Below are 15,464 nucleotides of genomic sequence, written 5' to 3' on the forward strand. Positions count from 1 at the left end.
TGTGGGAGCCGGTATGAAAGGTACTTTAACGCGCGCCGCCCTGGCGGCGGGAGGCATGATGGTGACGAGTGCGGTGATGGCCGGCAGTCTGGCGCTGCCGACCGCGCAGTCGCTGGCGGGGCAATGGCAGGTAGCCGACAGCGAACGGCAATGCCAAATCGAGTTTCTGGCCAATGAGCAAAGCGAGACCAACGGCTACCAGCTGGTGGATCGGCAGCGTTGTCTGCAAAGCGTATTTGCGGCCGAGGTGGTGGGCTGGCGCCCGGCGCCGGACGGCATCGCCCTGCTGCAGGCGGATGGCAGCACGCTGGCGTTCTTCTCGCGCGACGGCGATCTGTACCGCAATCAGCTGGGTGCGGGTGATGCCCTGACGTTGAAAGCGCTGGCTTGATGAAGAAACGGGTTCGGCGCGCCGAACCCGCGGCAGGTCTCTACAGGTAGAGCGAACGCACGATCAGGAAGTGGCCGGAGAAGTAACAGAAAGCCACGATGGCGTCCGCCGCGCGGAAGGTGAAGCGGTAGCGGTTGAGCAGCCAAACCACGTTGGCCAGCAGCAGCAGCGAGGTGCCGGTCAGCAGCGAGAAGCCGAAATCGGTGCTGCGCAGGAAATATTGCTCGCCCGCCAGCCAGACCATCAGCAGCGTCATCGCCACATAGGTGACGATCGGCCAACGCATCTCTTCCAACCGGGTCCAAAGGGCGGCCAGCAGCAATGCGCCGATCGCCAGCAGCGCCAGCGGCAGCGGCCAGAACAGACTGAACGTCATCTGGCTGGCGAAACTCAGGGTGTACAGCAAGTGGGACAGGAAAAAGGCGCCGATGGCGTACAGCACCCGCTCGCGCGGCAACAGAAGCAGCGCATCGCCGATCAGTGTCGCCAGCAGGCCGAGTACGATCAGATAGCCCGCGGCGCTGAGCACCGGCGCCTGCCAGGCCAACAGCAACAGCAGCAGCAGCGTGACGGGTTTGAACACCCAACGCTGCCAGCGCGGCCCACGGTAAGAGGCGTCGACGAACAGCCAACCGGAAAAGAATACGGCAAGGAACGGCCAACTCATTTATGTCTTCCTTATGTAGGAGGGAGCCGCAACCACCGGCTCCAAACTGTCACCCATGTCACTTCTTCATTTCAGTGTAGGTAGCCTGCCGACGATCGACAATGCTTTCTTGAGAATGCTATGTTTACGCCGATTTGACCGTGAAGGAAATGGGAAACCGATGAGTAAGCCACCGTTATTTTTTGTCGCCGTCATTGCGTTGATCGCCGTGCTGGCCACGCAACGTTACTTCAAACAGCGCCAGCAGGAGGCGGAAAACGATCGCGCGCCGATGCGCAGTCTGCAGGTGACGGTGAGTGACAAGCGGAGCTTCCCGGTCGCCAAGACCCGTGCGCCGCAGCGCGAGCCGTTGGTCAACGAGCCGATGTATTACGAGGTGGTGTTCAGCCCGAACCAGGGCGGTGAAGACATTACGCTGCGGCTGAAGCAATGGCAGTACAACCCGATAGAAAAAGGCGCGCAGGGCACGTTAAACATGCAGGGCACGCGCTTCGTCTCGTTCACCGTTCAGCCGTAGCGGTCACTTTTTCTTGATGGGCGGCTGTTTCTTTTGCCAGGCCAGCAGCTCGAACACGCCAAAGATAAAGATCTTGGCCTCTTGCCAGTAGCTGATCGGCTGATCCTTCGGCTGGGTGGATTTCAACAGCACCAGCTGCAGGCCGTGCATCACCACCATAAAGAACAGCGCCACGTCGATGAAATACTTCAGCGGCTTGGGAAACGGATGGAACAGGTTAGAGAGCAGGAAGCCCCATACGCACAGCATCAGCAGGCGGCCCAGATTAATCAGCATGGTCGGTTTTCTCTTGCGAACGAAGATAAAGGCGATAAGCCACCTGGCCGGCGACCTTCTCCCGGTGCAACTGCCAGCTGGCAGGCACGTCCGCCGCGGCGCTTTCCGCCTCGGCTTCTACATAGATCCAGGCCTCGTCGGCCAGCCAGCCCCGCTGCTCCAGCAACAAGACGGTCTCCGCCAGCAGGCCTTTGCGAAACGGCGGATCGAGGAACACCACGTCGAACGGTTGACCGTCGCCCGCCAGCCAGCTCAGCGCGTTGGTGTTGATAACCACCCCTTTGCCCTGCAGCAGCGCCAGATTTTTTTCCAGCTGCTGCGCCACCGGCCGCTCGAATTCCAACAGCGTGGCGCTGCCGGCATAGCGCGACAGCGCTTCCAGCCCTAATGCGCCGCTGCCGGCGAAGCAGTCCAGGCAGCGCGCGCCCTGAATCACCGGCGCCAGCCAGTTGAACAGGGTTTCGCGTACCCGATCGGTCGTGGGGCGCAGCCCCGGGCTGTTCGGCACCGGGAGCTTACGGCCGCGCCATTGGCCGCCGATGATGCGGATCTGTCCGGCTGCGGCCTGGGGCGGTTTTTTGGCCGCCGCCCGTGGCGAGAGTCTTGTCATAAGCGTTGTTTGATTTCTTTTGCGGCGCGGGGCCGCAGAGGTTAACGAAAAGTTGTCCCTATTCTACCGGTGACGGGCGTCGGGGGGAACGGTAAAACTTTGTTGTCTGATTTCACACCGGAAAGCATGCCGGATGCGTGTTGCTGCGCGAGGGAAAGTGATAGACTCGGCGGATTATTGTCAGCATATATCCTTCAGGTATGTAGGGTAAGCGAGCCTTCGGTACGGAGTAGAGTCATAACATGGCAAAAGATAAGAAACGTGGGTTTTTCTCCTGGCTGGGCTTTGGCCAGAAGGAAAAGGAAGAAGAGCAACAGCAACCTGAGCAGCCGGTAGAGCAGGCGGAAGCTCAGGCCGCGGAGACGCCGGCTGCACCGGCCGCCGCCAAGCTGGACGACAAGCTCCCCGCCCAGGAATCTGAACCTGCCGCCTCCGTCGACACCCCGGGAGAGTGGGATAACGGTCAGGCCGGCGAGCAAATCGCGGAAAATTTGCCGGCGGCGGCTGAACAGCCGGCGGCGCAAGCGCTGGCCGAAGAGATCGTCAGCGTCACCGAACAGGTGGCGGCGCAACAGCAACCGGTCGTTGAACCTGAGCCGGTCGTCGAGCCTGAGCCGGTCGTCGAGCCTGAGCCGGTGGTTGAACCTGAGCCGGTCGTTGAGCCTGAGCCGGTCGTTGAGCCTGAGTCGGTCGTTGAGACTGAGCCGGTCGTTGAACCCGAGCCGGTCGTCGAGCCTGTGTCGGTTGTTGAGCCGGTGCCGGTCGTCGAGCCTGAGCCGGTCGTCGAGCCTGAGCCGGTCGTTGAACCCGAGCCGGTCGTCGAACCCGAGCCGGTCGTCGAACCTGAGCCGGTCGTTGAACCTGAATCCGTGCCGGAAGTGGAAGAAGAACCGCTTGAGCCGGTGGTGCCGGCCGCGGCGCAAGAACAGGAAAGGCCGACCAAAGAAGGCTTCTTCGCCCGCCTGAAGCGCAGCCTGCTGAAGACCAAACAAAACCTCGGCTCCGGCTTTATGGGGCTGTTCCGCGGTAAAAAGATCGACGACGATCTGTTCGACGAGCTGGAAGAACAGCTGCTGATCGCTGACGTCGGCGTGGATACCACGCGCAAAATCATCACCTCCCTGACCCAGCACGCCAGCCGCAAACAGCTGAAAGACGCCGAAGCGCTGTACGGCAAGCTGAAGGAGGAAATGTCCGAAATTCTGGCCAAGGTCGATCAGCCGCTGGATGTCAGCGGGAAAACCCCGTATGTCATCCTGATGGTCGGGGTGAACGGCGTGGGTAAAACCACCACCATCGGCAAGCTGGCGCGTCAATTCCAGGCGGAAGGCAAGTCGGTGATGCTGGCGGCGGGGGATACCTTCCGCGCCGCCGCGGTGGAGCAGCTGCAGGTATGGGGTGAACGTAACCGCATTCCGGTGGTGGCGCAGCATACCGGCGCGGATTCCGCTTCGGTGATCTTCGATGCGGTGCAGGCCGCCAAGGCGCGCGGCATCGATGTGTTGATCGCCGATACCGCCGGCCGTCTGCAGAACAAATCGCACCTGATGGAAGAGCTGAAGAAGATCGTCCGCGTCATGAAAAAACTGGACGACCAGGCCCCCCATGAGGTTATGCTGACGCTCGATGCCAGCACCGGCCAGAATGCGGTCAGTCAGGCGAAATTATTTAATGAGGCCGTGGGCTTAACCGGCATCACGCTGACTAAACTGGACGGTACCGCCAAGGGCGGGGTGATCTTCGCCATCGCCGATCAGTTCGGTATCCCGATCCGCTATATCGGCGTCGGGGAAGGCATCGAAGATTTGCGGCCGTTTAAGGCTGACGATTTTATTGAGGCACTTTTTGCCCGAGAGGATTAATACGGATGATTCGCTTTGAACAGGTCAGTAAAGCTTATCTGGGCGGACGGCAAGCGCTGCAGGGGGTTGATTTCCATCTGCGCCCGGCGGAGATGGCGTTTCTGACCGGCCATTCCGGCGCGGGGAAAAGTACCCTGCTGAAACTGATTTGCGGTATCGAACGGCCCAGCGCCGGCCACATCTGGTTTGGCGGTCACGACATCAGTCGCTTGAAAAACCGCGAGGTGCCGTTCCTGCGTCGGCAGATCGGCATGATCTTCCAGGATCACCACCTGCTGCTGGATCGCACGGTGTATGACAACGTGGCGATGCCGCTGATCATCGCCGGCGCCAGCACCGAAGATATCCGCCGCCGCGTTTCCGCCGCGCTGGACAAGGTCGGTTTGCTGGATAAAGCGAAAAACTTCCCGATTCAGCTGTCCGGCGGTGAGCAGCAGCGCGTGGGCATCGCCCGTGCGGTGGTGAACAAGCCGGCGGTGCTGTTGGCGGATGAACCGACCGGTAACCTGGATGACGCGCTGTCGGAAGGCATTCTGCGCCTGTTTGAAGAATTCAACCGCGTCGGCGTGACCGTACTGATGGCGACGCACGACACCGGGCTTATCGCCCGCCGCAATTACCGCATCCTGACGCTGAGCCAGGGCCGCATGCAAGGGGGCGCTCACCATGGCCAATAACGCAAAAACCGCCAAGAGCAAGGCGCTGCGCGGCGGCTGGCGCGAACAGTGGCGTTACGCCTGGATGAACGCCATCAAAGACATGCTGCGTCAGCCGTTGGCGACGCTGCTGACGGTGATGGTGATCGCCATTTCCCTGACGCTGCCGAGCGTGTGCTACATCGTGTGGAAAAACGTCAGCACCGCGGCCAGCCAGTGGTATCCAACGCCGCAGCTGACCGTTTATCTGGATAAATCGCTCGATGACGACGCCGCGCTGAAAGTGCTCGACGCCATCAAGGCGGAAGCCGGCGTGGAGAAGGTCAATTACCTGTCGCGTGAAGAAGCGCGCGGCGAGTTCCGCAACTGGTCGGGCTTTGGCGGCGCGCTGGACATGCTGGAAGAGAACCCGCTGCCGGCGGTGGCGATCGTCACGCCGAAGATGAGCTTCCAGAGTTCGGATACCCTCAACACCCTGCGCGATCGCGTAGCGGCGGTGCAGGGCGTGGAAGAAGTGCGTATGGATGACAGCTGGTTTGCCCGCCTGGCGGCGCTGACCGGGCTGGCGGGTCAGATCGCGGCGATCATCGGCGTGCTGATGATCGTGGCGGTGTTCCTGGTGATCGGCAACAGCGTGCGTCTGAGCATCTTCAGCCGCCGCGACACCATCAACGTGATGAAGCTGATCGGTGCCACCGACGGCTTTATTCTGCGGCCGTTCCTCAACGGCGGGGCGATGCTGGGCTTTGCCGGCGCGCTGCTGTCGCTGGTGTTGTCCGGCGCGCTGGTGTGGCAGCTGGAGTCGGTGGTCGCCGGGGTGGCCAAGGTATTCGGCACCACCTTCACCTTGCACGGGCTGGGCTGGGATGAGGCGCTGCTGCTGCTGATCATCTCCGCGATGATCGGCTGGATCGCCGCCTGGCTGGCGACGGTGCAACATTTACGCCGATTTACACCACAGTAAGATTTTTTTGGTATACTCTTCTCCTGCTGCTTTTGATCGCGTTGCGGGAGAAGAGTGACCTCAAGCGAAGTCAGCACCATCCCTCTCTTCTTAGCGCACAAATTCCCTATCGGCCTGCACCCTCGTCACGTATTGTCAGCAACAATGCTTGCAAAAAAGGGTGAACTTTTAGGGCGGAGTACGGTCAAAAATTGCAGCAAATGTTAAGGTGCCCGGCGTGTGGAACCGCTTTTGCTTCAGCAACTGCCGTAGAATCAATCATTTCCCCGCTGTAATAATCACCTGCATGATTTTGTATTCTCATAGAGAGGGTTTGAATGACCAAAGAAATGCAAACTTTAGCCTTAGTACCCCAAGGTAGCTTGGAAGCCTATATCCGGGCAGCCAACGCCTATCCGATGCTGACGGCAGAGGAAGAGCGGGAGCTGGCTGAACGGCTGCATTATCAGGGCGATCTGGATGCCGCTAAGCAGCTCATCCTGTCTCACCTGCGCTTTGTCGCTCATATTGCCCGCAACTATTCAGGCTATGGTCTGCCGCAGGCGGATCTGATTCAGGAAGGCAACATCGGCCTGATGAAAGCCGTTCGCCGCTTCAACCCGGAAGTCGGCGTGCGTCTGGTTTCCTTTGCGGTGCATTGGATTAAGGCGGAAATCCACGAGTACGTATTGCGCAACTGGCGCATTGTGAAAGTGGCGACCACCAAAGCGCAGCGCAAGCTGTTCTTTAACCTGCGCAAAACCAAACAGCGTTTGGGCTGGTTCAACCAGGACGAAGTGGAACTGGTGGCCCGTGAGCTGGGCGTCACCAGCAAAGACGTGCGCGAGATGGAATCGCGCATGGCGGCGCAGGACATGACGTTCGATCCGACTCCGGACGACGAGGCCCGCGATGGCCAGTCGATGGCGCCGGTGCTGTACCTGCAGGACAAGAGCTCGGACTTCGCTGAAGGCATCGAGGAAGATAACTGGGAAAGCAACGCCGCAGACAAACTGGCCTATGCGCTGGAAGGTCTGGACGAGCGCAGCCAGCATATCATCCGCGCCCGTTGGCTGGATGACGACAATAAGTCGACGCTGCAGGAGCTGGCCGATCAGTACGGCGTTTCCGCCGAACGCGTGCGCCAGCTGGAAAAGAACGCCATGAAGAAACTCAAAATGGCGATCGAAGCCTGAGTCGATGCGAGATTCGATAAAATTCGATAAAAAAAGCCCGGCAAGCCGGGCTTTTTAGTGCCTGAAATTCGGCGTTATGGCGCCACGGCGGCGAAGTCCGGCGCCGGGCAGTCGTAGCCGAATTTCGCCGCCCACGGATAACGGGTGCCGGTGTTGATATAGCGCTGATAAAGCGCCCGGCCGGTTTTGGCATCGCGTTTGATAACCCAGCTGGCGGCGTTACACAGCACGGCGGCATAGGCCTGGCTCTTAGGCGGCAGCAGATCGGCCGCCTGTTGCGCCAGTCCCACCGCCTGCCAGCGATAGTGCAGGAAACGGTTGTCTTCCTCCGGTAGCGCCGCCTTGGCGCGCGCCGCTTCGGCGCTGTCGATCCAGCTTTTATGCTTCAGCTCGCGGGTATCGAACGCATCTCCCAGATAGGAATAGCCGGCGCCATAGATGGCGTAATCCGGCGTCATCTCATAGCCGGTAAACTCCAGCCCCTGGGCGCGCAGCAGGTTGGCGGCGCGATAGTAAGCCTGCGCGCGCGCCAGCGGCGCAGCGGATTTGTCCTTGGCGGCCTTCAGCTCGTCGGCGAACTGCTGCGCCGCTTGCCGGTAGTTGGGGATATCGAAATAGGCCAGCGCTTCCGGCGCTCGTCCGGCGCGCATCAGCCGCCGCGCCAGCAGTTCGCGTAGCTGCACTTCCGGCGTGATCTGCTGGCCGCCGTAGTCGTCCGGATTAACCGGCTTGAGCGGCGTCGTCGGCGCCGGGGCGTGCTTATCGACAAAGCCTTTCAACTCATCGACGGTCAGCACCCGTTCCGCCACGTCGGCCACGTCGGCCCAGTAGAGCGCTTTGCCGCGATACAGCAGGTCCATCGCCTGCAGATAGTCGCCTCGGTTCAGCGCCAGGATGGCCTGTTCGCCGGCCACCCGGCACTCGGGCACGATGGTTTCCGCGACGAAGTCGGCGTTGCGCTGTTCACCCCAGCTTTCGTCGGCGGGGAACGCGCTTGCCGCCTTGGCGTAGGCGGCGGTGGCGGCTTTCACGTCGCCGTCGCGCAGCGCCATTTTGGCGCGCAGCCACCACGCCAGGCCGCTGTCGCCGGCGTTTTTCAGCAGGCTGGCCGCCATCGGGTACTGCCCCGAACGGTAAGCCAGCGCCGCCAGCCGATCGCTGCCGGCGAAGCCGCTTTTCACTGAGCCGTCCAGCAGCGTCAGGATCTGGTTGATGATTTGCGCGGAGCGGCCGTTGCCGTCGGTATCCGCCATTTGCAGGTTGCCGCTGCGGGCGAACAGCTCAATGGTCACCAGCTGCTGGATCAACGGATCGCCGATAATCCGTTTCAGCGTGTCCAAATGGTCGGGGTTGACCAGGAAGCTGGAGACGTACTGCAGCGACTGCCCGCCGCTCGGATCGCCCTGCGCCGCCTGTTGCGCGTACAGATGGGCGGCGGGGGCGACGTCACCCAGCCACAGGTGGATGCGCGCCTGCTGCCCAAGGCTGCTCAGCGCCAACTGATCGGGATCGGCGGCGCCGCTTTTCACCCGGTCGATCACCTGCTGGAATGCCGTCAGCGCCTGTTCAAGCGCGGCTTTTGGCGGGTGCTCGGCGGCGGGGGCCGCTTCACCGGATTCGTTTACCGGCGTCCCGTGGTCAGCCATCAGTACGCGGCCAAGCGAATACTGCGCCCGCAGTCCCCAGTCGCCCTGCTCGGCGGCCGGTAGCTTCAGCACCTGTTGGAAATAGTCTGCGGCGCGCGGATCGTGGCTGGCGAAAGCCACGGCGCCCAGTTGATAGAGACGCGCGGCGTTGGACAACCCCTGCGTATTGACGGCGTCAGCCTCTTCCACCGTTTTGGCGGCGCGCATTTTGCCTATCGCTATCGTTTCCGGCGATTGCGGCATCGGTTTCGGCGGCATCGGCGGCGGCGGGGCTTGCCAGTGCGGCAACTGTTTATCCATCGGCACCAGCCGGCCGGCTTCGAAGGCGAAATTGCCCTCCGGCATATACAGCAGGGTGCCGTTGCGATCGATCAGCAGCCGGTTAGGAAAATCCGGGCCGCAGGCATAGCCGCCCAGCGGCAGTGCGGCGCCGATCAGCATGGCCAGCGGAAGAAGGCGGCGGGTGTTCCGTGCCGCGCGCGAATCAAGGTGTGACAAGGGTGCCTCCTGGCGTCAGTTGTTGGCAGCGCAGCCAGCCCAGCGGCCGGGATTGCCCGGCGCGCAGCTGGTCGCTGCTGATGCGAATAAAGCGTTGCCGTTGCGGTGCGGATTCCAGCCGGTAGTTGCCGACCGCGTCCGCCGCCAGGCAGTCGTCGGCGCGGATGACCACCTCTTGCGGCAGCGGGGCGTCCACCGGCCCGTTGTTATGAATTATCAGATCATACAGCCCGTTTTGCTGCGGCTGAGGCCTAAATTTTACCTGCCAGTCGACATTCAGCGGCCGCCGTTCGATCACCGCTCGTAGCGTGGCGAGCGACCAGGCGCGCCGATCGTCCGCCAGCGGCAGTCGGAACCAAATCACGCCGCGCAGCCGGGGCGGCGTTTGCTGCGCCAGCGTTTGCAGAAAATCGGCGATCTGCTGCGGCGCGACCGTCAGTTCGCGGCCGTTGCCGGCCACGCGCAGCGAGGATTCGCTCTCCACCTGCGCGCCTTGCGCATCAAACCCCAGCAGCGCCATGCCATAGGCCGGCAGCGCGACGCGAAACGGTTTCGGTGTGACGGCGGCGTACTGCCGCACCCAGCGCAGCGCCAAGGGGCCGTCAAACAGCCCCTGCTGCGGTGAGAGCACCGCATGCACTTGCAGAACGGAACTGTCGGCCTGTTGCAGTACGCCGGGCAAGTTGGGCGAGCCGATCCAGGCCGGCAGGGCGGTGATGCCGAGTTGCAAAGCGGCGGGCAGCCGTTGGCGCAGCCGCTGTAGAAAGCGTTGGTAGTCCGGCAGGCGAGCCGTGGCGGCGTCATGATCGATCTCGACGCCGGTGACGGGCAGCCCGGCCGCCTGCCAGCGCTGGGCGATCGCCAGCAGACGCTGGATAATGGCTTCTTGGTCCAGCTGCGGCAGCTGGCCGTCGAGGCGCGCTACCAGCCAGAGCGGGCGGCCGTCCTGCTTCAGCAGGCTGAGATCGGCCGGGATTTCCCGCCAGCCCTCGCGTGGATGCACCTGCAGCGCCAACACCCGCAGCGCGCCGAACAGATCGCGGCTGTGCGCCAGCGCATCGGCGTGTTGCGGCGTCCAAACCCGCTGCCAAACGTAAACCTGCTGATCCCAGCCTGAGGCCTGGCGCAGCGCCTGCTGACGCCCGGCGAACCAGGCCGCCAACCCCAGCGCAATCAAGACCAGCGCCGCCAGCCGGCGTTTCATTTTTGCCAGAGATCGCCCTGCGGCGCGAAGCCGCAGGCGCGCATGAAGTTATCGACTTCCCCACGTTCGCGCGGCGCCAGACCGGCGGTCGACAGCTGCCAATGGGCGACCTGCGGCAGCTGACGCTGTGCATCTTGCACCAGGTAAAGACCGACGCCGCGGCGGCGCGTCACTTCGCGTACCAGCAGATCCAGCAGTTCGGCGCGGTCGTCCTGCAGCGCAATTTTCACCGCGCCCAGCAGACGCTCGTTGAAGCGGGCGGCGAACAGCGCCTTGCCGCCGCTCAGCCAGCTCTGCCACTGTTCCGGCTGCTGGTGCGGCCAAATTTTACCGAGGTCGATAAGGTCTTGCGGGGACAGCGCGGTCAGGCGCTCGATGGTCAGTTTCATGCAGAATTTCCGCGCAGCTAAATGATGCCGACAGTGTAATAGATCTTGTGCAGAGCGTTGTGTAAGTTTTTCTGTACGATTACTGTGCAATATGTTTTTTGCACGGGGCATTTTCCGAGTAAATAGTTAGTAAACGGATTGTTAACCAGCACAACGCGCTACGCCTCAAGGTAAACAGCGCAGATTTAATTCGAATTTTATCCTGTTTACACCGCTTGTTTCTGTTGGGTGAAGTTGATTTGCAGCAGAAAATTCCTGTTTAATGGTATGAAAAATAAAGTCTTATTAGAAAATAATGCCAACAAAACGCCTAAATCATTATTACTTATAACAAAAGCGGTCAATAACGATCGGGCGCAGGCAAACACAACAGGTACGTTCACAACGACAGATGGGGATTTGCGGATGAAATTAACAACAGGTAAGGCACTGCTGGCGGGTTGTATTGCGATGGCCATGAGCCAGGCGGCCATGGCGAAAGACATCAAGGTGGCGATCGTCGGGGCAATGTCCGGCCCGGTCGCGCAGTATGGCGACATGGAATTTACCGGCGCGCGCCAGGCGATTGCCGACATTAATGCCAAGGGCGGCATTAAGGGCGACAAGCTGGTCGGCGTGGAATACGACGACGCCTGCGACCCGAAACAGGCGGTTGCGGTCGCCAACAAGGTGATCAACGACGGCATTCGCTACGTGATCGGCCACCTGTGCTCCTCTTCCACCCAGCCGGCGTCCGATATCTATGAAGACGAAGGCGTGATCATGATTACCCCGGCGGCCACCAACGCCGATCTGACCACCCGCGGCTACAAGATGATCCTGCGCACCACCGGTCTGGATTCGGATCAGGGCCCGACCGCCGCCAAATACATTCTCAGCGACATCAAGCCGAAGCGCATCGCCGTGGTGCACGACAAGCAGCAATACGGCGAAGGCCTGGCGCGCTCGGTGCGCGACAGCCTGAAAAAACAGGGCACCGAAGTGGCGATGTTCGAAGGCATCACCGCCGGCGACAAAGACTTCTCCACCCTGGTGGCGCGCCTGAAGAAAGAGAATATCGACTTCGTGTACTTCGGCGGTTACTACCCGGAAATGGGCCAGATCCTGCGTCAGGCCAAGCAGGCCGGGTTGACCACCCGCTTCATGGGGCCGGAAGGCGTGGGCAACTCCTCACTGTCCAACATCGCCGGCGCCGCTTCGGAAGGCATGCTGGTGACGCTGCCGAAACGCTACGATCAGGTGCCTGCCAACCAGCCGATCGTCGATGCGTTGAAAGCCAAGAAGCTGGATCCGACCGGCCCGTTCGTCTGGACCACCTATGCCGCGCTGCAGTCGCTGACCACCGGCATGGAGCGCAGCGGCAGTCAGGAACCGGCGGACATCGTCAAGGATCTGAAAACCGGCAAGCCGGTGGAGACCGTGATGGGGCCGCTGACCTGGGATGACAAGGGCGACCTGAAAGGCTTCGAGTTCGGCGTGTTCGAGTGGCATGCCAACGGCACGTCCACACCGATCAAATAAGCCATAATGATTAGGGTGGGGCGCAGCCCGCTGCGCCCGGCGGGTCGGCTTGTCGGCCCCGTCTCCCTTTACCCGCCGGTTCTCCGCCGGCGGGTTTCGCAGCCAAGGGTTCAGAGTATGTCAGAGCAGCTCCTCTATTTTCTGCAGCAGATGTTCAACGGCTTAACGTTGGGCAGCACCTATGCATTGATCGCCATCGGTTACACCATGGTTTACGGCATCATCGGCATGATCAACTTCGCCCACGGCGAGGTGTACATGATCGGCAGCTATGTCTCCTTTATCGTTATCGCCGCCCTGATGATGCTCGGCATCGACGTCGGCTGGCTGCTGATCGGCGCCGCGTTCCTGGTCTCGATCGTCATCGCCAGCGCCTACGGCTGGAGCATCGAGCGGGTGGCCTACAAGCCGGTGCGCAACTCCAAGCGCCTGATTGCGCTGATCTCGGCCATCGGCATGTCGATATTCCTGCAAAACTACGTCAGCCTGACGCAGGGCTCACGCGATCTGGCGCTGCCCAGCCTGGTGACCGGCCAGTGGGTGCTGGGGGAAAGCAACGGCTTCGCCGCCACCATCAGCACCATGCAGCTGACCATCTGGCTCGTGACCTTCCTGGCGATGCTGGCGCTGACGCTGTTTATCCGCTATTCGCGCATGGGCCGTGCCTGCCGCGCCTGTGCGGAAGATCTGAAGATGGCCAGCCTGCTGGGCATCAACACCGACCGGGTGATCTCGCTGACCTTCGTCATCGGTGCGGTGATGGCGGCGGTGGCCGGGGTGTTGCTCGGCCAGTTCTACGGCGTCATTAACCCTTACATCGGCTTTATGGCCGGTATGAAAGCCTTCACCGCCGCGGTTCTGGGCGGCATCGGCAGCATTCCGGGCGCGATGATCGGCGGCCTGGTGCTGGGCGTGGCGGAAGCGCTGACCTCCGCCTACCTGAGCACCGAATACAAAGACGTGGTGTCGTTCGCGCTGCTGATCGTGGTGCTGCTGATCATGCCGACCGGCATCCTCGGGCGTCCGGAGGTTGAGAAAGTATGAAACTCAATCTGCTCAATGCGCTGATCGCCACGGCGGTGCTGTTCGTGATGGCGTCGTTCCTGATGGGCATGCAGCTCAGCCTGGACGGCACCAAACTGGTGGTGCACGGCGCGGCGGAAGTGCGCTGGATGTGGATCGGCATCGGCTGCGTCATCGTCTTTTTCTTCCAGCTGTTGCGCCCGCTGCTGCAGCAGGGCCTGAAAAAGGTCTCCGGCCCGGCGTTCGTGCTGCCTAGCTTCGACGGCACCACGCCGCGGCAAAAGCTGCTGGCGGCTCTGCTGCTCGTCGCGGCGGTCGCCTGGCCGTTCCTGGTGTCGCGCGGCACGGTGGATATCGCCACCCTGACGCTGATCTACGTGATGCTGGGCCTCGGCCTCAACGTGGTGGTGGGCCTGTCCGGTCTGCTGGTGCTCGGCTACGGCGGTTTCTACGCCATCGGCGCCTACACCTATGCGCTGCTGAATCATTATTACGGCCTCGGCTTTTGGGAGAGCCTGCCGCTGGCGGGTATCGTCACCGCCGCCTTCGGCTTCCTGCTCGGTTTCCCGGTGCTGCGGCTGCGCGGCGACTATCTGGCGATCGTGACGCTCGGCTTCGGTGAGATCGTGCGCATCCTGCTGCTGAACAATACCGAGATCACCGGCGGGCCGAACGGCATCAGCCAGATCCCGAAACCGACCTTCTTCGGCCTGGAGTTTAACCGCAGCGTGCGCGACGGCGGCTGGGATACCTTCCATAACGTCTTCGGCCTGAAATACGATCCGAGCGATCGCATCGTATTTCTGTACCTGGTGGCGCTGCTGCTGGTGGTGCTGACGCTGTTCGTCATCAACCGCCTGCTGCGCATGCCGCTCGGGCGCGCCTGGGAAGCGCTGCGCGAAGACGAGATCGCCTGCCGCTCGCTGGGCCTCAGCCCGACGCGCATCAAGCTGACCGCCTTTACCATCAGCGCCGCTTTCGCCGGGTTTGCCGGCACGCTGTTTGCCGCGCGCCAGGGGTTCGTCAGCCCGGAATCCTTCACCTTCGTCGAGTCGGCCTTCGTGTTGGCGATCGTCGTACTGGGGGGCATGGGCTCGCAGTTCGCGGTCATTCTGGCGGCGATCCTGCTGGTGGTGTCGCGCGAGCTGATGCGCGATCTGAATGAATACAGCATGCTGCTGCTGGGGGCGCTGATGGTGCTGATGATGATTTGGCGGCCGCAGGGGCTGTTGCCGATGAAGCGGCCGCAGCTGAAGCTGCAGGCGGCGGACATTCACGCGGGCAAGGGGGAACAGGCATGAGCGTTCAACCTTTACTGCAGGTGGAAGGCCTGTCGATGCGTTTTGGCGGGCTGCTGGCGGTCAACAATGTCGCGTTGACGCTCAATGAAGGCGAAATTGTCTCGCTGATCGGCCCCAACGGCGCCGGTAAAACCACGGTGTTTAACTGCCTGACCGGTTTCTACCGCCCGAGCGGCGGCACCATCAAATTGCGCGATCGCCATCTGGAAGGGCTGGCGGGGCAGGCCATCGCCCGTATGGGCGTAGTGCGCACCTTCCAGCATGTGCGGCTGTTCCGTGAAATGACGGTGATTGAAAACCTGTTGGTGGCGCAGCATCAGCACCTGAAAAGCGGCGTGTTCGCCGGGCTGCTGAAAACCCCGGCCTTCCGCCGCGCCGAAGCCGAGGCACTGGCGCGCGCGGCGGAGTGGCTGGAGCGCGTAGGCCTGCTATCGATGGCCAACCGTTCGGCGGGCAACCTGGCCTACGGGCAGCAGCGTCGGCTGGAGATCGCCCGCTGCATGGTGACCCGGCCGGAGCTGCTGATGCTGGACGAACCGGCCGCCGGTCTGAACCCGAAAGAGACCGACGAGCTGGATCATCTGATCGTCGAGCTGCGCGATCGGCATAAGGTCTCGGTGTTGCTGATCGAGCACGACATGAAGCTGGTGATGGGCATCTCCGATCGCATTTACGTGGTGAATCAGGGCACGCCGCTGGCGCAGGGCACACCGACGGAGATCCGCAACAACCCGGACGTGATCCGGGCTTATTTGGGCGAATAA

Annotated in this window: 16 protein-coding genes; 10 read left to right on the plus strand and 6 right to left on the minus strand. The window is 61.9% G+C overall.

The annotated features are described in order from the left end of the window. Nucleotides 1-13: 13 nt before the first annotated feature. Nucleotides 14-391, plus strand: a complete 378-nt coding sequence (locus tag ACJ8PE_RS21970; RefSeq protein ID WP_025304893.1) for an AprI/Inh family metalloprotease inhibitor — start codon at nt 14-16, stop codon at nt 389-391. A gap of 40 nt (nt 392-431) precedes the next feature. Here ACJ8PE_RS21970 and ACJ8PE_RS21975 read toward each other — a convergent pair whose 3' ends face one another. Continuing rightward, nucleotides 432-1,058, minus strand: a complete 627-nt coding sequence (locus tag ACJ8PE_RS21975; protein ID WP_033644998.1) for a lysoplasmalogenase — start codon at nt 1,056-1,058, stop codon at nt 432-434. A gap of 160 nt (nt 1,059-1,218) precedes the next feature. Between ACJ8PE_RS21975 and ACJ8PE_RS21980 the strand changes: the two genes are divergently transcribed. Next, nucleotides 1,219-1,575: a DUF2500 domain-containing protein gene (locus ACJ8PE_RS21980; protein WP_033636677.1), complete on the plus strand. Its 357-nt coding sequence runs from the start codon at nt 1,219-1,221 to the stop codon at nt 1,573-1,575. 3 nt (nt 1,576-1,578) lie between these two features. Here ACJ8PE_RS21980 and ACJ8PE_RS21985 read toward each other — a convergent pair whose 3' ends face one another. Together ACJ8PE_RS21985 and rsmD are read right to left on the minus strand one after the other, a co-directional pair. Next, nucleotides 1,579-1,851, minus strand: coding sequence for a DUF1145 family protein (locus ACJ8PE_RS21985; protein ID WP_004934327.1), 273 nt, complete (start codon nt 1,849-1,851; stop codon nt 1,579-1,581). Continuing rightward, nucleotides 1,841-2,461 (minus strand): 16S rRNA (guanine(966)-N(2))-methyltransferase, encoded by a 621-nt coding sequence (gene rsmD, locus ACJ8PE_RS21990; protein ID WP_042783457.1) that lies wholly within the window; start codon nt 2,459-2,461, stop codon nt 1,841-1,843. Before rsmD ends, ACJ8PE_RS21985 begins: the two co-directional genes overlap by 11 nt. A 242-nt stretch (nt 2,462-2,703) precedes the next feature. Between rsmD and ftsY the strand changes: the two genes are divergently transcribed. The 4 genes from ftsY to rpoH all read left to right on the plus strand — a co-directional run bounded on the left by ftsY (nt 2,704) and on the right by rpoH (nt 7,118). Further along, nucleotides 2,704-4,323, plus strand: coding sequence for a signal recognition particle-docking protein FtsY (gene ftsY, locus ACJ8PE_RS21995; protein ID WP_197792950.1), 1,620 nt, complete (start codon nt 2,704-2,706; stop codon nt 4,321-4,323). A gap of 5 nt (nt 4,324-4,328) precedes the next feature. Next, a complete protein-coding gene (gene ftsE / locus ACJ8PE_RS22000; RefSeq protein WP_004934337.1) occupies nt 4,329-5,000 on the plus strand; it encodes a cell division ATP-binding protein FtsE in 672 nt (223 codons plus the stop codon). Further along, nucleotides 4,990-5,943 carry a permease-like cell division protein FtsX gene (gene ftsX / locus ACJ8PE_RS22005; protein WP_033636680.1) on the plus strand — a complete coding sequence of 318 codons (954 nt, stop codon included), beginning with the start codon at nt 4,990-4,992 and terminating at the stop codon, nt 5,941-5,943. Before ftsE ends, ftsX begins: the two co-directional genes overlap by 11 nt. 317 nt (nt 5,944-6,260) lie before the next feature. Continuing rightward, on the plus strand, nt 6,261-7,118 hold the full coding sequence (rpoH, locus tag ACJ8PE_RS22010) for an RNA polymerase sigma factor RpoH (RefSeq protein ID WP_004934345.1): 858 nt from the start codon (nt 6,261-6,263) through the stop codon (nt 7,116-7,118). 74 nt (nt 7,119-7,192) lie between these two features. Here the strand turns inward: rpoH and ACJ8PE_RS22015 are convergent, their stop codons facing one another. The 3 genes from ACJ8PE_RS22015 to panM are packed head-to-tail and all read right to left on the minus strand — an operon-like array spanning nt 7,193 to nt 10,855. After that, entirely contained in the window at nt 7,193-9,205 is a 2,013-nt protein-coding gene (locus tag ACJ8PE_RS22015) for a hypothetical protein (RefSeq protein WP_404769119.1), read from the minus strand. A 43-nt stretch (nt 9,206-9,248) separates the two neighbouring features. Then, nucleotides 9,249-10,466 (minus strand): DUF3142 domain-containing protein, encoded by a 1,218-nt coding sequence (locus ACJ8PE_RS22020; RefSeq protein WP_404769112.1) that lies wholly within the window; start codon nt 10,464-10,466, stop codon nt 9,249-9,251. After that, nucleotides 10,463-10,855 carry an aspartate 1-decarboxylase autocleavage activator PanM gene (gene panM / locus ACJ8PE_RS22025; protein WP_033644987.1) on the minus strand — a complete coding sequence of 131 codons (393 nt, stop codon included), beginning with the start codon at nt 10,853-10,855 and terminating at the stop codon, nt 10,463-10,465. Before panM ends, ACJ8PE_RS22020 begins: the two co-directional genes overlap by 4 nt. A 405-nt stretch (nt 10,856-11,260) precedes the next feature. On the opposite strand from panM, the gene ACJ8PE_RS22030 reads away from it, so the two are divergent. The 4 genes from ACJ8PE_RS22030 (at nt 11,261) to livG (ending at nt 15,464) form a co-directional block, all read left to right on the plus strand. After that, entirely contained in the window at nt 11,261-12,376 is a 1,116-nt protein-coding gene (locus ACJ8PE_RS22030) for a branched-chain amino acid ABC transporter substrate-binding protein (RefSeq protein ID WP_025304902.1), read from the plus strand. Between the two features lie 117 nt (nt 12,377-12,493). After that, a complete protein-coding gene (livH, locus tag ACJ8PE_RS22035; protein WP_015376290.1) occupies nt 12,494-13,420 on the plus strand; it encodes a high-affinity branched-chain amino acid ABC transporter permease LivH in 927 nt (308 codons plus the stop codon). Next, nucleotides 13,417-14,700, plus strand: coding sequence for a high-affinity branched-chain amino acid ABC transporter permease LivM (locus ACJ8PE_RS22040; protein WP_042783462.1), 1,284 nt, complete (start codon nt 13,417-13,419; stop codon nt 14,698-14,700). Before livH ends, ACJ8PE_RS22040 begins: the two co-directional genes overlap by 4 nt. Then, on the plus strand, nt 14,697-15,464 hold the full coding sequence (livG, locus tag ACJ8PE_RS22045) for a high-affinity branched-chain amino acid ABC transporter ATP-binding protein LivG (protein ID WP_197792946.1): 768 nt from the start codon (nt 14,697-14,699) through the stop codon (nt 15,462-15,464). The genes ACJ8PE_RS22040 and livG overlap by 4 nt, the downstream gene beginning before the upstream one ends.

Origin of the sequence: Serratia sp. CY74737 (assembly GCF_052166775.1) — a bacterium.
Classification (GTDB): domain Bacteria; phylum Pseudomonadota; class Gammaproteobacteria; order Enterobacterales; family Enterobacteriaceae; genus Serratia; species Serratia ureilytica.

Bases quoted from the DNA above. Each gene is read 5' to 3' on its own strand.
- ACJ8PE_RS22015 (WP_404769119.1), bottom strand. From the start codon at position 9,205: ATGCTGATCGGCGCCGCACTGCCGCTGGGCGGCTATGCCTGCGGCCCG.
- ACJ8PE_RS21970 (WP_025304893.1), top strand. From the start codon at position 14: ATGAAAGGTACTTTAACGCGCGCCGCCCTGGCGGCGGGAGGCATGATG.
- rsmD (WP_042783457.1), bottom strand. From the start codon at position 2,461: ATGACAAGACTCTCGCCACGGGCGGCGGCCAAAAAACCGCCCCAGGCC.
- ftsY (WP_197792950.1), top strand. From the start codon at position 2,704: ATGGCAAAAGATAAGAAACGTGGGTTTTTCTCCTGGCTGGGCTTTGGC.
- ACJ8PE_RS21975 (WP_033644998.1), bottom strand. From the start codon at position 1,058: ATGAGTTGGCCGTTCCTTGCCGTATTCTTTTCCGGTTGGCTGTTCGTC.
- ACJ8PE_RS22030 (WP_025304902.1), top strand. From the start codon at position 11,261: ATGAAATTAACAACAGGTAAGGCACTGCTGGCGGGTTGTATTGCGATG.
- ftsX (WP_033636680.1), top strand. From the start codon at position 4,990: ATGGCCAATAACGCAAAAACCGCCAAGAGCAAGGCGCTGCGCGGCGGC.
- livH (WP_015376290.1), top strand. From the start codon at position 12,494: ATGTCAGAGCAGCTCCTCTATTTTCTGCAGCAGATGTTCAACGGCTTA.
- ACJ8PE_RS21980 (WP_033636677.1), top strand. From the start codon at position 1,219: ATGAGTAAGCCACCGTTATTTTTTGTCGCCGTCATTGCGTTGATCGCC.
- livG (WP_197792946.1), top strand. From the start codon at position 14,697: ATGAGCGTTCAACCTTTACTGCAGGTGGAAGGCCTGTCGATGCGTTTT.
- ACJ8PE_RS22020 (WP_404769112.1), bottom strand. From the start codon at position 10,466: ATGAAACGCCGGCTGGCGGCGCTGGTCTTGATTGCGCTGGGGTTGGCG.
- rpoH (WP_004934345.1), top strand. From the start codon at position 6,261: ATGACCAAAGAAATGCAAACTTTAGCCTTAGTACCCCAAGGTAGCTTG.
- panM (WP_033644987.1), bottom strand. From the start codon at position 10,855: ATGAAACTGACCATCGAGCGCCTGACCGCGCTGTCCCCGCAAGACCTT.
- ACJ8PE_RS21985 (WP_004934327.1), bottom strand. From the start codon at position 1,851: ATGCTGATTAATCTGGGCCGCCTGCTGATGCTGTGCGTATGGGGCTTC.
- ftsE (WP_004934337.1), top strand. From the start codon at position 4,329: ATGATTCGCTTTGAACAGGTCAGTAAAGCTTATCTGGGCGGACGGCAA.
- ACJ8PE_RS22040 (WP_042783462.1), top strand. From the start codon at position 13,417: ATGAAACTCAATCTGCTCAATGCGCTGATCGCCACGGCGGTGCTGTTC.